A 19394-nucleotide genomic window follows, 5' to 3' on the forward strand; every position below is an offset into this window, starting at 1 on the left:
GTGGCTATTCCATTTCCTCCCGCGGATTTGGCGGGTCTGCTGGGCTGGGTGGGTGGTAGTGAGATCCCGGTGGGGAACGAGGATTTCGCCGAGGTCATGCGGGAGGGCTTCGACGAGCTGAAACGCCAGCTCCTCGACGAGGAGTTGGCGCGGATCGACGAAGCGATCGGCGCAGTGCAAGCGGCGTATCCGCACGGCGACGGCGGCGCGGCGATCCTCGGCGAACTGCGCAGTGTGCGGGACGACATCGAACGTACGGGAGAAGAGTTCGGTCGTCTGGCGGACAGTATTCATGAGTTCGGTGGCGAGATCGTTGCGGCGAAGCTGAACGGGTTTATCGGGCTGACGTGGTTGGCTGCGGAGCTCATCTGGGCGTTGACGTTGGGGCCGGCGGGTCCGTTGGCGCAGGCGACGGCGATTGCGGCGACCAGATATTTCTTCCGGATGATCGGTTTGCGGCTGGCGGCGTGGATTCGGGGGAAGTTGCCGGGTCTGCTGGTTGATCGGGGGTTGCGGACGGCATCGTCGCATTTTTTGTACGAGGCGATTCAGGAGGGGTTCGAGGAGTTCGCGCAGGGGACGGTGCAGGAGGTGGTGGTTCAGTCCTATTTGATCCACAACGGCTACCAGAGTGGCGTGGACTGGGGTGCGCTCGGTACGAATGCGGTGGTGTCCGCGGGGGCTGGTGTGGCGGCGGGTGTGGCGGGTCAGGGGTTGGTTCGGGGGGTTTCGCGGTTGCCGTTGGGGGCGGACCGGTGGGGTGGGTTGGCTCGTGGTGGGTTGGTGGGATCGGGGGCGGAGCTGGTGGGTGCGGCTGCCGCGTGGGGGATATCGGGGGGAATGACCGGAAACTGGTCGGTCGATCCTCGGTCGTTGACCGGTGCGCTCGCCGGCGCTGCGCCGAGCATGGCTTACGGGTGGCTGGGTGGTGGGGATTATTCAGGTAGGCCGATCACCCCTGACGACTATCGGCGGGTTCGGGTGGGGAATCCGGATCTGGGGGCGGCTCCGGGTGAAGAGGCCCGCCCGGAGGGGCGGCCGAGCGAGGCTTCGGCCCGTGCCGGCGATCCGGAGCGTAGTGGTGTTCCGGGAGGCGAGAACCGGTGGGCGCCGCCGGGCGGCGGCGAAGCGGGTCCGCTGGCCAGTTCGGAAGCCGGGGTGCGTGGATCGTCGTCCGCCGGCGAGGTGGGGACGCGGGTCGGCGCGGGTGCCGTCGGTGCTGATCCGAATGTTTTGGCGGGCCGCGCCCTTTCCGAGGCAGACGAGCAGTGGGCTGCCCGGGATGCCGATGCCGGTGCGCGGGATGGCGCCGACCTCGACGACTCCGGTTCGCGGATGAATGACTCAGCCTCGAGTACAAACGAATACAGCTCGCGGAAGGGCCAACCCGGTCTCGGTTCGGAGGCGGATGGCACCGGATTCGGTGTGGCGGCGGGGGACCGGTCTTCGGGAGCCGGCGAGCACGGTGAGCGGGCGTGGGGCGGCCGCGATGCGGAGACGGTGGATTCCGCGGCGGTGGGTTCCGAGCAAGGGGGCGGTGCGGATTCCGTGGCGGATTCCGGCGCCGGTGGAGCCGAGGGCGGTTCCGGCGTGCCGCCGGGTGTGACCGGTGCAGTACCGGTTGGCAACGGTCGTGAGCCTGTTGATGTGATTGCGGCGCTGACGAATACGCTCGCGCGGCGGCATCCGGGTGGTTTGATCGAGTCGCCCGGGCCGGTGGACGCGGCCGGTATGGATATGCGGGCGCTGGAGCAGGTGTTCGACGGGAATTTCGTCCGGGCGGGAATCGAGCGGGGAGCGACGCCGAAACAGGAATCGTGGCGGTTGCAGCGGCTGGCCCGCGGCGAGGAACGCCGGTTGACGGGTATCGGGCACAGTATGGCCCGGCATGCGAAAAAGCAGGCACGGCAGCGTGACAAAGCTGTGCGGGCCGAGGTCGAAGAGTTGCGCCGGGTGCGGGCCGGACTGGCGGCCGGGCGGGACCCCGGCCCGAATATCGAGGCGGAGCTGGCGGGTATTGCCCGTTCCCGGAGTCTCGATACGCAGGGCTTGTCCGACGCCGACCGCTGGACGGCCTACGCCGACATGCTGGGCGAACAGATCCGGGAGAAGCAGTCGGCCCGGCGGCAGGCTCGTGCGGCAGAACTGGCCGCGGGGGCTCGGTCGGCCGCAGAGTTCACAACGCGGGCGGCCCGGGAGAAGGCCCGGCTGGAGGATCTGGCCGACCAGCGCCGTGATATCGAGCAGGAGGAGTGGCGGGAAAGGTCGACGCCGGAGCACCTGCGGGAATTGCTGGAGGAGCTCGGTCCGGGTGGCACGTTGGTGGTGGTCGAGGAGTTCGGGAGTACTGATGCGAACGGAGTGAACGCGCGACCGTATGCGCTGTATCTCGAGGAGGATACGGTGATGGTCGCCGACGGGGTATCGCACGGGCCCGCACCGTTCGATTTCACCGCACGCACCGGTATCGAGCGGACGTTCGTCGCCGGTATCCGCGGAGACGGTGTCCCGACGCGCCCGGTTCCGGCCTCCGGTTCCGGCCGACCGGAGCGCGGGTCCGGTATGCCTGCTCCGAAGGGTTCGAATCCTGGTGCTGGGCAGGGGTATGTAGGCGCAGATACCGGGGATGACGCGACATCGGCGGCGGTCCGTCCAGGGCTGGTGGTAGACGGAACGGCCCGCCACCGGCTGGACCCACAGTTGCCGGAGGAGGTCGTCGCCGCTGCCGGCGTGGATGCGGCGATACAAGATGCGGCGGACCCGACCGTCGTGGTCGAAACCGGACCCGACGATGAGCCGGCGCGCAGGGTGGACGGTGACGACCCGGAACCAGCCACGGGCGCGCGGGCTGCTGCCGAGGCCGGGGCTCGGCAGGCGGAAGCCGGGCCGGACACCGGCCTCGCAGGCCTGACGGGTGCGGTCGGGACTCCGTTCGGCGCGGCGCCCGCGGTCGGTGTGGCGAAATCCCAGGTGGAGGCGTTGGAGCTGGTGCGTGCGGTGGCGCGGTCGGCACCGGAGGTATTCGATCGGGCACTGCGGGTACTGCAACCGAAACACCGGGCGGTGTTGCAGGAACTGAGCGGAGCGGGATCGGAGGCCCGCGGTGCTACGCCGGTCGCAGCAGCATCCCTGCCGGAGGTCCTCGCCGGGGAACCTGGCGGTACGACCTCGCAGCAGGTACTCGGTGCGGTCGGTGCGCTGGCGCACACCCTCGCCCGGGGCGTTCCCACACCGGAGGAACAGTGGCTGATCATCCGCGAATCGTGGTTGCGCGGTGACGGTACGTTCGATGCGGCGCTCGCCGCCGCCGTCGAGGAGTTGACGGGTAAGGGGATCGAGACCGATCCGGAGGCAATGCGTGAGCTGATGCGGCGGACCGCGGTGCGTCCCGTCGAGGGCATGGTGGCCGAATCCGCTCTGTCGCCGAGCGAACTCAGGAAGGCGCAGAACCCCTTCTACGAAGAGCGCAAGGCGATATCGCGGTGGCTCGTGTCCCATACGGAGGTCGGAACGGCGGCGGTTCTCGCCCATGTCCGCAAGGTCGTCGGCGCGGAAGCCGTTGATCGGTGGCTGGAGTCGCAGGATCCCGCAACGCGGAGCTTGGTGACGGAGAACCTGTCGGCCCGGCGAGCGGGCGACCTCGTAGGCGGCGATGCCGACGAAGCGAAACTCCGTCGCTACCGCGCGGTCCGGGAACTCATCGGGCTGACCGGAGCAGCCGAGCCCAGCCTCTCCGCGCCCCCCGAGGATTCACAGACCTTCGGATCCCGTGAACAACACCAAGAGCCTGCATCCGACGACACAACCAAGGCGAACGCCGCGGGCCGGAAGATCGTCCACGGCGAGCATGAAACCCCTTCCACTGGCCGAGCGGCGTCGGTCGAGGCCGCCGAATCGGGGGAGCAGAACCGGCGCTCGCTCGACGATGTTCCGGCGCAAGAGGCCGTGCCCTACGACGGCACGGCGGAGGTGCCCGCCGAGGGGGCGGACACCATCGTGGGTGGTCCGGATGCTTTGCGGGGGCGTTTTGCGGTGTTGCAATGGGAGCGGGTCAACCGGAGTAGAGCCGGCGACGATCTGGTCTCGGAGTTCGATGAGTCGGATGAGTTGCCGGGCCGGAGTGGCGTTGCCGTGCAGCGGTCGTTCAAGGCTGTGCTGCGCGAGTACGGGACGGGCGAGAACACCGAGTTCGACCTGGGAGAAATCCGGAACTTGGTGGCCGACGAAGAACATCCGGCGAAGTCCGCTGTAGTGGTGGTGCGCCGCGAGACCGAGGACGAGGACGGATACTGCGCGCACACCTTCGGGCTGGTTCTGGACGAGAACGGCCGTGTGATGGTCGACGATCCGGCCGATCCGCTGATCCATGGCCGGCGACTCGACGACCTGATCTCCTCGGGACTGATCGCCGGCCGGTTCGGCGATGTAAACGGTGTTTTCGCGATCCTGCACGACGGCGGGGGCAACGCCGTCGACGCGGAAGGCAACCCGGCGGAGGTAGGGGAGCCGGAACTCTCCGAGCAGATCGCGTGGCTGGGAGCAGACGGTGGGGATACTCGGCTCGGTGCTGTGGATGTCACGAGCGGTATGCGGGACCGGACACCGCTGGGCGAGATCGCCGTGTGGGCCGGGGAGAGGGGGGTAGATTTCCCGATATCACAATTCGACCGGGGATCCGACGACCTCGAGAGTGCCGTCGCTGCCGCCTTCGGGGCCGAGTTCGTCCGATACGGTGATGCGAGTGGCGGATTCCGTGACGCATACCGAGAGCTCGACGCGAAGCTCCGGCACCATAATGCGGCGGCGGTGGTGTTCGACCGGTCGCGCACCAGCGCGGATGACCAGGGAAAACTCCGTATCCATCTGGTGAGCAACGTGCGCGGCAGCTTTCTGGTCCAGGAGATCACGGGGGGCCGGAACCGGTCGGGGATGCTCCTGCAGGATGTCATCCCGGTCGACGCCTGGAAGTTCATCGATGTCCGGGCCTTGATCGTGCCGGAACCGGCAGGAGGCACGGAAACTTCTACGTCGCCCGTCGGGGCGGAGATGCCCGAAGACCAGAAGCGGACGGTGGAACTCTCAGCCGAGGACGCCTTCCTGGAGGCGTTGAGTGCTGACGAATCCGGTCGGGGTGTACTCGAACTGCTCGGTCTCCTCGACATCACGATCGTGCACGATCTACTGGATACGCCCGGTTATCGTGTCGAGGAGTTCGACGATCCGCGGGAGCCCTCGGGTTATCGGCAGCAGAAGCAGATCGTGCTGGATGCCGGCCTGGAGCTCCCGGAGCAGATTGCCGGTCTGTCCGGCTACTTGACCGATGCCCTCGCGGAGTCCGGTCTGGATGACGCTGCGGTCGAGGACTGGACCATGCGGCTGACGGGCGGCCCGCTCATGGAAGCGCTGCGCCGCGACGAGCCAGGCCGGAGAATACGCGATGTTCTCGACAGGCTCGATATCCGGATCGTGTACAGCGATTCGTGGCACACCGGTGTGGACTTCGATTACGTCCAGGATCCGCGCGACCCGACCGGCGAGCGGAGGCAGTGGAAGATCACGCTGGACGCGGATCTGGCGGTTCCCGATCAGATCGTCCAGCTCGCCTCCGGGGCGATCGCCGCTGTCGAGCGCTCCGGTGTGGCTGCCGCAGAGATGAATACGCTGACCGAGCCGTTACGGGACTTCCTCGAGACGATCTCACGAGATGTGGTGTCGCGCCTGGCCGCGCCGCTACCGGTAGGTGTGGCGTCATCCCGAGAGGCGTTCGAGGCCGAAGCCGCGCGGCTGTATCACGAGGCCGTCGAGAGCGGTTCTCCGGAGATCGCAGTGCCGGTCGAACCGACCGCGTGGCGGGAGGATGTCGATCCGCACTATCACCTGTGGGTTTCCGGCACCCAGGAAACGATTGCCGCGTTGCGCGCGCATTTGCCGAAATTCATTTGGGGTAGAGGGGAATTCGACCAACGCACCACCGCCTCCGGCGCCGCGACATTGGCGATACCGGTCGAGGATCACGTGGCGTTGGGGCAGACGCTGCGGGATATCACCCGGTTCCAGGCGGACCATCCGGCCGGGTTCACCCATGAGTTTCCGGTGGGCGCGCAGCCGGTGCCGGAATGCCCCGGGGTGGGGTTCTCGGCAATACCGGCGGTCGAGATCAGGCGCCGGTTGCGGGACCTCGAACTACTACTCCACCTGCCGGACGGCCGGAAGATGGTCGAACTGCTTCGGGCGAGGCCGTATATCGACGCCGACAATACACCGGTGGGTCGCGAGCGGCTGAGCGCGTACGAGCGCGAGCTGGTCCGGCAGGCGCGGCGTCTCGACCTGCCCGAAACCGGTGCGCCGGAAGTCGTGCAGGCGCTTCGCGTCCTGCGGGATGCGGATGAGAACGACTCGCTCGACCTCCACCGCCGCCTTCGGGAGGTGTATCACCGGATCCGTCCCGCCATCGTGGACGGTCCGCAGGCGATCGCTGCGATCACACGCGCGACACTGCGTCGATATCTTGCCGAAACAGATTCCACCGCAAGAAATTACGACGATTTCCTGGTGACGCTGCGAGATCAGCTGTGGTTCGCTGGTATCGACCCGGCGCGGCCTCATCTCGAACTGGGGGATGAGCCGTTCGGTGCCCATGAGGACGCGGTACCTCCGCACCGCGGCAGCACGCGCTCGGCCGACGAACAGGTCGCGGAGGTGATGGAGCGAGTCCGGGACCTCTACTCACGCGCAGATATGGAACTGCCGGTCGGGGAATCCGGGCCGGAGCGCAGCGATCGTGGGTCGGCAGCGGCATTCCGTGGCTCGCTGGATCGGTTCGGCACGTCAGAGCAGGGCTATCGCGACGCTTACACCGCACTCGGCCGGGAACTGCTGGATATCGGGCCCGGCTCGACGGCTGTGGTCGCCCAACAGTCCGACGTAGGTGAACGCAGCGTCTACCTGGTGCGAAATATCGCCGGCCGGTTGTGGGTCGAGGAACCCGAGGGCCGGATACGCGGCACCGCATACACCTTCGATGCCGCCGTTCGACCGACGGGCGAGGTGCGGGCCACGCTGCTGGACGACGCCGGTTGCGCGGTGGCTCCCGGCCATGCTCGAATCATCGCCGAAGCACTGGCTGATCCGGCCGGGCACCACGGCGCCATCGAGAGGGAAATCGAGCGGCTGCGAGCCGAATGCGATCGCCTGCTGGCGAGCCCGGTGCCCGGCGTTTCAGGGAATCTCACCGAGCACAGGATTCGGGAGCTCATCGATCGAGGTCCGCACGAACTGGTCGTTGCGGTCGAGAAGATCCGCCCCGACCTCCGGTACCCGTTCACGGGGGACCAGCGCCCACTCCACCTGCTCCGGATAGCCCGGCGGCTCGAGATCGCGCGACGGAGCGTTGACGAGTGGTCCGCGGCCGAGGCAACGCGGTCCGAGCCGCTCGAGATCCCGGCGATCGACACCTTGGATGTCACTCCCTCGCCGGAATCAGCGTGGCAGGAATCGGTTACGGCGGCGCAGCATGGCGTGCCGAGCTCCGGCCAGGACATCCGGCAGCTGCTCCAGTCGCGGTGGGAGGGCCTGAAATATTCCACCGACAGGGGTTCCGGCTACTGGCGTCGATTGACCCGACTCTTCAATGACGACGGAACATCTGTCATCGTCGCACTGGACCACGCGCTCACCGACGGTCCTGTCGTTCGGGACGCAAAGGAATTCAGTCCGCTCATCCGGGCCGTTCTCGAGAACGGTGCCAACGGCGTGTTCCTGCATCGCGGTAACGCGTCACGGTTCGCTCGGACAAGTGCGGACGGACTGGTCCTGCATGTGACCGGTGGACCCGTCATCGGCGAGGATGTCGACGGTGACGGACTGCTCCGCGCGGACCCGAATCACAAGCTGCTTCTCGGCTCCGCCGAAAGTATCGTCAGGGAGGCGCAGCGGCTCGACGTGGATGCGGTGAGTGTCCATGTGAATGTCGGATCGCCCGACAACGCGGAGCAGGAAGCCGAGGTCGCGGAGCTCGGGAGGGCTTTGTCCGAGGCCGATATCCCCCTGATCATCATGAGCTACCCACGCGGCCCGGGTATCTCGCCGGACAACCTCGACCATGTCCTCACGGCTGTCAGTCAGGCGGTGCTACTGGGCGCGGATATCGTGAAAACGAGCATCCCGAAGTGGCCTGACGGGGCGGTGGACACCGAGGACAGGCCCATCGGCGGAACGCCCGACCTCGCTGCGATGCGGGCGGTGGTCGCCTCTTCGCAGGTTCCGGTGGTGTTCGCGGGCGGATCGAACTGGACCATTCCGATGGAGCAGGTCGTCGCGGCCGTCCGGGAATCCGGCGCCGTCGGATTGGCCGTGGGCCGGATGGTATTCCGCAATCCCGACAACCTCTCTCCGGGCGCCGCGATGCGCCTCGTCGATGGTGCGCTACGCGGCGATGCGGTGCCGCGCATACCGGACAAGGGGTCGGATCCGTCGACCTGGGAATCATGGGCGGAGACGCGGTACGACGCGGCACGCGCGGACGATACCGATGTGGGGCGGATCGCCGCGTACCTCGCCGGGATCGCGGCGGATCCCGCGGCGCACGGACTCTCGCCCGAGGACGTCGCTCATCTCCTCGAAGTGTCCGATGTGGACACATTGGGTGCGGTCAAGAACCATTTGTACTTCAACAAGCACGATCTCATCGATGACCTGACCGGGGAGCGTGTTGTCGCGAGGTTCCGGGCGAATCACCTGATCGCCGAAACGTGGCGTGATCTCGCCCTCGGCTGTCCCCTGGACCGTGACACGGTGATGAGTCATGTGGAGTTGCTCAGGCACGAGGCGGCCGAACAGCGGTTCGAGGCACGGTGGTTCTCGGCATGGGGGGAGCTGCCTCCGTTCGAGATCATGCACGGGGAGGCGAACGGCGAAGCCGATTGGGAACACCAGCTGCAAAACTTGCTCCCCACGGCGAACACCGATCCCAGGTACTTGCCCGCGCAGTCCGGAGGCCAGCTGATCGAACCGGATCGCGGTGCGGGCGCCGGACCGGGTCGCATCACCCGCATCCGGGAGCTGGACGCGGAGATCCAGCAGCGTGCGGCCGAGATCCGGAGGCAGGGCACGCTGTCGTCCGGGTCCGACCTGGCGAACTGGGTCCTGCAGGTTCCCCAGTACCAGCTGCGTGAGCTCTGGCGTGACCGTAATGAGCTCACGGATAGCATTCTTGCTGAAGCTGCTCTGGCGCTCGATGATTCGGATGCCACGCGTGAACTCCGGGGCGAGCTGGGGGGAGCGCTCGACAAGACTCGGGATCGGGCCGAGGCCGCATACGATCGGTTGCGGGCGATCGCGACCGAGTACCAGGTCGATCCGGAGGTCGGCGATGTGGGTGATCTCCTGGCCGAAATCGGTAACCGGATGGCCATCACTGATCACAGCGATATCGACCACGGCGCGGATCGCAAGACCAAGGGTGGTTTGACCGATGTCGAGTACCTGGTCGAACGGCGTGCCGCCCGCTTCCGCGCCGCAGCGGATATGTATGAAGCCGCCATCGAATACCACTCGAGCCAGGAGCGTTTGGCGCGGGCCGGTGTGCGGCCGGCGGCCGTCGGTACGGCCGGGAGCGCGGAATTCCACAGCGGCCGGGTAGCCGACGTACGCCAGGCGGTCGAGGCTGTGGTGGCGGAGCGTCGTCGGCGGATCGTGGCCGATCTGCGGGACCTGACGGGTTACGCCGGGTTGGACCTGGATGCCGAGATCCGGGAACGGACCGAGGGGGATCCCGAGATGATGCGCGTGGCCGTGGCCGCGCTCGACGACCCCCGGTACCTCAATGGCCGCCTCACGACATGGATAGCGACCGAACGTCGCGATATCGCGCTCGCCGGTAACGACGCCGCCGTAGCCGCCGGTGCTCCACACCGGCGCAGGATCGACCGTGTCGAACGTGCGCTGCTGCGGTTGCGGCGCGGCGATCTCATCGCCCAGATCACCGCATTGAAACTGTCCGATCAGGATCACGCCGCCCGCACCCGCACGGCCGATTACAAAACGGAATGGTCGACGGCCTATCTCAACGCCCGTAAGGCCCTGCACGCCGCGAGCCTTCGTATGCACAAGATCGCCGGACTGGAGCCGATCGGCGAATCAGCCGGTTCGGCGGAGGATTTCCGGCAGAATCTGGAGCTCCAGGAGGCCAAACTGCGGGCCGAGGTGGGGGCCGATCTGAACGCAGGTACCGATACCGCGGGCAGCGTGGGCAGCGAGAGCGCGCTGACCGGAAGTCGCTCAACGCCCCGTGCGCTCTGGGCCCAGCTGGACGGCATCGACCGGACGCGCAAAAGCTTCGCTCGGGCGGAGCACGAATTGCATTGCGCTGAGGTAGAGCTGGCTCTGCTCGAGGCAGAACTGCCGGGGTCGGCCAATATCGTCCGGGATCCGGGGTTCTGGCCGGAGCTCGGCGGCACACCTCTGGATAAGGCCGTGCGGGCGGCGTGGGATGCGCACTACTCGGTGTACTCGAACGCCGAGCACCGGCAGCGGCGGGCGGCGCGTAGGCGATTCGCGGATATCGCCGCCGCGATTGCGGACGGGCCCGATCCGGAATTCGTACGCGATGTGGTCGTCGGGATACTGAACGAACACTCCGACGCGACCTGGGAACCGGGCATTCTGCACGCCGACGACGCCGATGAGCAGGATTCCTCCGAGCTGCGGCTGTCCATTTTCGGTGCGCTCCGCGACTTCCCGGTGGATGCCCGGGTGCAAGCGGAAGCCGATGCCGATTTCGAACGTATCAGGAACGATAGCCACGATATCGACGCCATTGCCCGCACGATCCGCGAGGCGCGTGATGAGCACGGCGACCCGGTCTTCCCGGAGGAGGGCGCGGACACCGCAGTGATCCTCGCCAACCTCGAGGGCATCAAGAGTCACGCCTTCGTGAACGAGTACCGGCGGCTGGATTCCGATACCGGGCTCCTGGAGGACACGCCCCGCCTGGCACAGGGACATCCGGAAATGGTCACCGTCTGGGACCGGCTCGTCCGGAACACCTATGAGACGGACGAATGGGGTATCGCTCTGACCCCTGCCGAGCAGACCGCGCAGCGGCGCTCCGATGTCGAATTCCTCCGCCACGAATTCTATGAAGCGCTGGGCATGCTCGCGGGTATGGACCTGGAAACCGCCCACCTCGAGGCCGATTTGCTGGCCCCCTGGCAGGAAACTCGCTTCGATGCCGAACGCGCCCGAGCTCGGGCGGCCATCCGCGAGACCCCCGATCCGGCCGCGACCCTTGTTTATCCAGGTGAACTCGATGACTACACCCCCCAGAACCATCCCGGGCCGCTCGAACTGTCCATGGCATTCGAGGCCGATCGAGTGGCCTCGGGCGCCGGCCCGGACGGCCGAGGCCGGGCGCGGACCGTCGCCGGTGGATGTGTGCGGCAGTCCGGCGCAGCGATCAACACCTGGTACGCCCCCTATCGTGAGGGCCGCCCGCCGGTCGTTCACAACCACCCCGAAAACCCGGCCGCCGCCCCGCTGCTGCCCGGGCACGATATCGACGATATCGTGCCGGTGCAGGTCATGTCTCAGTTGGCGCAGGGGCACAATGTTTTCCGCGGCCGCCGGAACGCGGGACTACAGGCCGTCGCCGACCTGCTGACCCGCCCGATCGAGGGAGACGATTCCGGTGCGGGCCGCGCCGGTCACGGCCGCGGGATGTGGGTCACCACAACACCCCGTAACAGCGACACCGCCCACGCGTTCTTCGTTGTCAACGAACACGGCACCCTCCGCCTCGTCGACCCGGCCTTCGACACCGATACCGAATTCGAGGCCACCACGTACGAGCCCAGTCCCTACCTCGTCCACGGCATAGAATTCGACTCCCAGGGCGACCCGGTCGCGCCCATCGTCTACGACTACGACACGCCACTCGAATCCCCACCGAAAGCCCGCGCACCCCGCCCGGGCCCGGATGTCAGCGGTGGTGCTCGCGACCCCGACCGCCTCGCACCCGATCTCCTACGCCGTGCCCGCGGCCTCGACTTCGTCGCTGCCGCGGGTGACGTGCATCGTGCGCTCGGACCCGGCATCCACAGGGAGGTACTGGCCGAACTGGGCGGGCTGCGCGAAAGCGGCTGGTGGCGTGGACCGGTGGAGAACGACTCCTGGGTTGCGCACGCCGTCACCGCGGTTGCCCTGGGCCGCGCTCAGCAAGCCTGGCGCGATACCCTCAGGGTGCCCGAGGATGATGAAGAGCTGGTCCGCAGCTATCTCGAAATCCTCGATCAGGCCAGGGCGGATGTGTTCGTCGGTCATATCGTCATCAGGCCGCAGCTCCTGGCTCATACCCATTCGCTGCCTCATCTGCACGAGGTAGTCGAAAGCGCACCGGCGCCGTTGCTTGTCCAGGTTGTCAATGCGCTCGGGCGCAGTGAGCCCGGAGCCCGGGGCGCGTATTTCCGCGCACTCACCTCGCCGTCTGGTGCGGCCACTGCGAAGAAGCGTGAGCTGGATGAGCGGAAGTCAGGAGTCTTCGGTGATTCGACGGTCGACCTGCTACTGAGCGTGCTGTCGGACGCGGATTCGGCAACCCTGCGCCACCCGGCGCGCCGCCTCGACGCCTACCCGAGCACCAGAGCCGGCCTCGCCCGGCTGCTCACGGCTCTCCGGGAGGCCGCGGGCTGGACCAGCATGGAGCAGTTCGCCAGGGCATCCGGGGTCTCGGCCACGACAATCACGAGGGCGGAGAATGAGGCGGGGGAGCTCATCGCCCCGGCGATCTTGACAAAGCTGTTCGACGCACTCGTGCTCCCGAACGTACTGCGCGATCAGATACTCGACAAATTCCAGTTGGGAGCCGCGGACGAACTCGGTGGCGCTCCGCCGATCGGGGGCGGCGAGCAGGGTACGGTATTGCTGAAAGCGGCGGTGCGACAGGATAATGTCCACCTCACCGACCATTTCGACCAACAGCTGCAACAGTTCGACGAAGCCCTCCGTGCGCGCGTGGCCTTGCATGTGGAATCGCCTGACGAGAGCGTTGTCGAGTCCCTGCGATCGGAGATTCGTGCCAGGGTCCTCGAGGCCCACGACCATATTCCTGTGCAGGATTGGCTCTTCGCCATCATCGATCTGCGACTCACGGGAGATCCCGGCGTATGGCTGAAGTTCTACTGTGAGACCGAGGGGGTGAGTCAGCAGAGACTCGCCACGGATGCGCAGGTTGATCGCACCTCGATATACTTCGCTGTGCGCGGTGCGCATCGAACTTCTCCGGATGCATGGTGGAAATTGTTGACGGGACTCGGTGTCCCGGGTTGGTATCGAGATCTCTTCGCGCAAAAGTTCCTCACCGGATTCGATTCGTTCAGCACAGACATCGAAAAGCATCGTTCCCTCGGTAGTTTTTTTGCCGTCCGTCGTATCATCAAGGGCCTGTCTCGGGATAGACTCGCGAATATCGCTGCCGTTTCCCCTTTGGCCGTGTCGAACGCGGAGAGCTTTCTGGCGCGACAACGGCTCAATGGCAGCATGTCCAGACTCGTTGGCGGCCTCGAAATATCCGGCGAGGATGCAAATATTGCCGCGCTCGCGTTTCTTCCGGGACGGCTCGATTCGTTCGGCACCGATCCTGCGGAGCATTCCAGATTCGGCAGCGTCGTCACTGCCTGTCGTCATCAACTGGGGCTGGGGGTGCGAGAGTTCGCGGCGCGTTTCGGTGTTTCGAAGAGTACCCTCGCGCAGATCGAGGCCGATCAGGTGGTTCCTGCTGCCTCATTCGTGCAGATGCTGTATTCCTATCCCGACCTTGATTCAACCGAAGACCAGCGCCTGGCCGCGGACGCGTTGCTTACGGGCGGATCGGCCGTTTCTCTGGTGCAAACCGCCGTACGCGTCGGCAATACAGTAGTGCTCGACCAGCAACTGCGGCGCTTCGAAAACGATCTCCGCCGCCGCCTCGAAAATGGCGGTATCGAGGCCGATCGCGCATGGGCGGCAATAAAATTTACGGCCCACACCCGAATTCTGGAAAAGTCGGACCGTATTCGGATGCGGCCATGGTTGGAAGATATCGCCGATTCGGTGCTGTCCGGGGAGATCGACAGCGGCTACGAACTGGTGACGCCGGAGGAGATGGACCTGCGCGATGAGTGGGCCGGCGCCTTGTATGAGGTGGTCCGCGCGGAGTTGGCCCGTGACGCACATGGTATGGCCGAGGCAATCGCATGCACCATTTCCGGAGCCGAGCGTGACTGGGGACGGGTAGGTTTCGATGTCGAATCCGAACTCGTACCGATACTGCACTACCTGTTCCTGGATGAGCACAGTCTGATCGATGAGGACACCGGCGAGGTCATCCGCCGGCGGTTCGATCCCGATTTCCAGGTCATGGAGGCGATCCTGCGTCTGGTTACGGGTGAGCGGGTCGCGGACGAGGTGCGTGCCAGGGATATCCGCTTCATTGAACATGAATTGCTGGAGCGGTCGTCAGGTGAGCGCCACCAACCCGTGAATTCGCGGTTCGACTGGGCCGGTGAGCTCCCCGCTGTCGGCTTCCCGGACGCCGACGGAGCGGACCCACCGCCGGTGGATCCCGAGGCTGTTCGCGAGACTCCCGATCCGGCCATGAGCGCGGACGGTCCCGGTGGAGTAGACGATCACACGCCGGAGGACCATTCGGGGCCGGCCGAGCGGTCCGTGGCACTCGAGGCCGAGCCAGGGCCCTCGGGTGACAGTCCGGAGAAAGACCTGGGAAAGGACGATACCGATGGCGCTGCTGGTGTTCTTTCGCAAGCTTCAGGACGATCCGACGGAGATCCGGTACGAATTCGGGAGGAAGCGGGATCAGCTGGATCAGCGGCTGACGATCGACAAGACGACCTGGGCGTTCCAGGATCAGAACGGCCGGACGCGGGGGACCGTGCACGATACGGCAGCCCGGATTCTGGGACAGGTGAGAACCGAGGGGACCTGGCCGGAGAACGGGGTCATTCAAGCGTAGCGCCCCTGCGGGACGCTGCTGAGGACAAAGGAGAGACCGATGGCACTGCTGGTGTATTACGGCCTGGTTCAGGACGGCCCGGAGGAGATCGAGTATCGGTTCGGGGGGACCGAGGCGATGGACCAGCGCTTGACCATCAACAAGCGGACGAAGCACTTCGCGGACCAGAACGGGGCCTCACACGGGATGGTCGCCTCGGCGGCGGCGCGGATCATGGGTCGGCACCGGATGCAAGGCGAGTGGCCGGAGAAGGGGATGATTCAGGCCTAGCCGCGGTCGCTGCAGAGGCGCTCGAGTCGTCCCTCACCCCCGATCTCCTACGCCGTGCCCGTAGTACCGGCAGCGAATTCGCCGTCGCCGCAGGCGAAATGCGCCGCGCGATCGGTCTCGGTATCCACGAAGAGATGCTGGCCGGACTCGGTCGGCTCCGCGACAGGCGCTGGTGGCACGGGCCGGTGGAAAACGATTCCTGGGTCGCGCACACCGTTACGGCGGCCGCCCTCGGTTACGCTCAGCAAGCCTGGCGCTATGCCCCCGGGGTTCCCGAGGAGGATGGGCAGCTGGTTCGCCGCTACCTCGAAATCCTTGATCGTGCCAAGGCGGATGCCTTCGTCGGTCACGCCGTCATCAGGCCGCAGCTGCTGGCTCATACCCGCTTGCTACCTCACCTGCACGGGATGGTCGAGCGCGTGCCGGCGCCGTTGCTGGCTCGGGTCGTCAAGGCGCTCGCGCGCAGTGGGCCCGGAGACCGGCGCGGGTATTTCCGTGCGCTTACCACACCGTCGGACGCGGCCACTCTCGAGAAGCGTCGGCTGGACGAGGGGCGGTCGGGACTTTTCGACAACTCGACCATCCACCTCCTGATGAGCGCACTGTCCGGCCCGGATTCGACAACCCTGCACACCCCGGCCCGCCGCCTCGACGACTACCCCGACATAGCGAGCCTGCTCCCCGACCTTCGATCGGCCGCCGGGTTCACCAGTGTTCATCAACTCGATATCGCCGCGGGTCTCACGAAAGACACGAACCGGAGAGTCGAGAAACTCGGTGGTAAGGCGACTCCGGAGAACTGGCGGAAAATTTTCGAGGTGCTCCACATTCCGCCGAGGTTGGCCGACGAGATAGTTCTTCGATTCCTTCCCGAACAGCTGAACGATTTTCGGTTGCTTGTTTCCGGCGCTGATATCAGTACACGCGGACGGATTCTCGAATTACTCGCACAAGGAACGTTCACCGCGCTCCAATTGGAGGAGTTGCTCGGGTTATCCAAAACAACGGTGTATCGAACACTGGCGGAATTGCGAGACAGCGGTGCCGTACAGGTGAACAACGATACCGCGGGGTCCTACGTCTATAGCCTGGCCCAGAATCGGCCCGAGAACGTGGCCGACGCACATCCGGCCGATCCAGAGCCTTCCCCGGACGGTATTCGGATGCGGCAATGGCTCGAGGGCCTTGCCGATTCGGTGGTCTCCGGTGAGATCGAGGCCGGCTACGAGCTGGTGGCACCGGCGGAGATAGACCGGCGGGATGAGTGGGCGAACACCCTGTGCGACGTAGTCCGTATGGAGTTGGAGCGTGACCCGCGCGGTATGGCCGAGGCGATCGGACGCACCTTGTGCAGGTCCGAACGTGAGGGTGGTCGGGTCGGTTTCGATGTCGAGTCCGAGCTTGTTCCGATTCTGCGTTATCTGTTCCTGGACGAGCACGATCTGATCGATCAGAACTCCGGCGCGATCACCCGCCGGCGTTTCGATGCCGATTTCCAGATCATGGAGGCGATCCTTCGCCTGATCACAGGCGAGCGCGTTTCGGACGAGGTGCGCGCCAGCGATATCCGCTTGGTCGAACATGAACTGCTGGAGCGGTCGAAGGGTGAGCGAGCTGATCACGAGTCTCGCCACAATGCTGCGAACGAGCGTTTCGATTGGGTCGGTGGGCTCCCCGCCGATGTGGCGGTACAACGGCTCGAAACCGACGAGGCACGCGGTTACCGACTGCGGTCCGGCGCCGGTGGAGCCTCGAAGTCGGACGGTGCCGAATCGGGTCGGCCCGGACATGAGGCTGCAGCGGCCGCCCGGCTACTGACTTCTACCGAGCGGAACATCCTCGAGCTTTTGGCCGACGGACCGAGGCGCGTCGAAGAGGTGGCGGCGCGGGCCGGAGTGTCGAAGAACGTAGCTCTGAAAGCGCTGCGAAGATTGGAGGCCCGGAACCTCGTCGAGTATGGGAAGGACGGGCCGTGGTCCACATACGGCCTGCCCGAGCCGGCGCCCGGAGCTCGCGTAACCGAGTCCCCCGGTCCAGGGACTCGCGGTACAGAGGTGGCAGCACACAATTCGCCCGGTGACTTCCTTATCGCACGTCTCAGCGACAAGGGATGGTCCGAGAAATACCTCGCCGACATGATCGACGATCCTGATATTTCGGAAACCATTGTCGTATCGGCGGAACGGAGCAGTGCGGGAATCACTCCTCGGCGCTGGCGGACAATACTGCTCGCGCTGGGTGTCTCGGAGTCGGATCGGAATCGTTTCGCGCGGAGATTCATCGATGGACTGGACTCCTTCAGCACGAAACCCGGCGCGCACCAGAGGCTGGGCAGCTACCTCCTCGCCTGCCGCCTGGACCGTGAACTCACCCAGAAACAGCTGGTGGACCTGACGGGCCTCCCTGCCACGGATATCCGAGCGGCACAGAACAGGCGGAGCTGGCAGCTGGAGGACTTCGAACCCTGGATTGTCGACCTGACTCGGGTGCTCGCTGAGCCCGAGGACATGGCCGAGGTCGCCGCAAGATTTTTCCGGATGCGACCGGACTTGTTCGAAACCGCTCTCCCGGCCGACACCGCAGCGGCCGATGATGCCTGGTCTCGGGCGCGGTCCGCAGATGTGGAGTGGACGCCGGAAACCGTGAACCTGGGTCCGGGCGATATCGGACACCTTGCGGAGGTGATCAGCGAGAAACCGTCCGATCCGTCGCTGTGGTACGCCTGGGCCGAAGAGCAGTACCGGCTGATTCGCCTCTGGATGGAGGGGAGCCCGGAGGCCGAAGTCCGAGAAATCGTCGCGAATCTCGCCACCGTGAAGCGTAAGGAGGGGCAGCCCCCGTTCACCCGTGCGGAGATCAAGCAGGTTCTGACCTACATATTTCTGGACCAGCACAGGTTCCGTGCAGCTGACGGAACCGCGTACTACGATAATTTCGACTGCGATTTCCAGATCGTCGAAGCCATTTACCGAATGGTCCTCGGTGATTGGAACTCCGACGAGGTGGATCCGGCCGTACTAAAGGCCAGCGACATACGGCTGATCGAGCACGAAATCGGCGAAATAGCGTTCGCCGAACAGTATCCGTACGAGTCATGGGAAGAGTGGCACAACCGCGCCGATTCGCGCTTGAAAAACGGGCATTCGGACTGGGAATACGGCCTGCTGACGGTGACAGGTCTGGTGCCGATGCGTGGCCAGCGCGAGGACTATGCGCACCGATTCGGCGCGATACGTTCGGGCGCGGGCCACAGCGACGAGCGACCGGAGAACGACGAGGACGGAGAGGACACGCCGCCGGATGGGCTGGAGGTGTCCGCCGGCGGACAGCCAGAGTCGGCTGACGATGTGGACGAACTGGTGCGGGCGGCACATCAGGGCGATCCGCTCGCCCTCGCGCGGTTGCGGACCCATTTCATCCCGGAGGTCTACGGAAAGTTCGAGCGCAAGTACCCCGGGGGTGATCCGTGGCTCGCTTACGTCCTCACCATCGATACGCTGCACAGCGCTCTCGATGCCGTTCTCGGGCGGGAGCTCGGTGCGGACCCGGAACGGGACTTCGACGTCGCCCGCTCCGAGGCCATCCGCTCCACTCCGGCGGCGGCCGCCCTGAAGGCGCGCCTGCTGCGCGACAGCGGCGCGGCGCTCGCGGGCCGGGCAGATCTCCGCGCGCGCATCGAGAGCACCCCGGCCCATATCGTCGCGCGGGCTGTCCACAGGATCACCGACCACAGCGATGTCGGCCTCGATGGCCCTCAACTCGACACGCTGCTCGAGCACATCCGAAGCTTCGGGCACACACACCGGAGCCTCCGCAACGATCGACGTACATACCCCGACTTGGGAACTCTCATCGCCGACCTGCGACGGGCCGCCGGTTTCACCAGCCAGACCCAAATGGATCAGGTGGGCGGTTTCCGCGCCGATGCGACCCACTCGCTCGAGACCACGAGTCGTGGCCCGATCGACGTTGTCGCCGGAATATTCGAGCGAGTGGCGCTGCCACATCCACTGTGGAATCCGATCGTGGCGGAATTGGCGGATGGACACCCGGATTCGTTCGACATCTCCGCCGCGGCACACACCACCTTCCACAGCTATCTCGCCGCCTGCCGCTGGGC

The 19394-nt window shown here is 65.9% G+C and carries 1 protein-coding gene (cut by a window edge); it reads left to right on the top strand.

Annotated elements, in window-relative coordinates; genetic code table 11:
- A protein-coding gene (locus NF4_RS27240) for a glycosyltransferase (RefSeq protein WP_157120634.1) crosses the window boundary here: on the top strand, positions 1-19394 show its 5' portion. The gene runs 14449 nt beyond the window's last position; the window shows 19394 of its 33843 coding nt (coding positions 1-19394); the start codon lies at positions 1-3; its stop codon lies beyond the right edge, outside the window.

The sequence above is a fragment of the Nocardia fusca NBRC 14340 genome, from assembly GCF_001618425.1.
In the GTDB taxonomy this organism is placed as follows: domain Bacteria; phylum Actinomycetota; class Actinomycetes; order Mycobacteriales; family Mycobacteriaceae; genus Nocardia; species Nocardia fusca.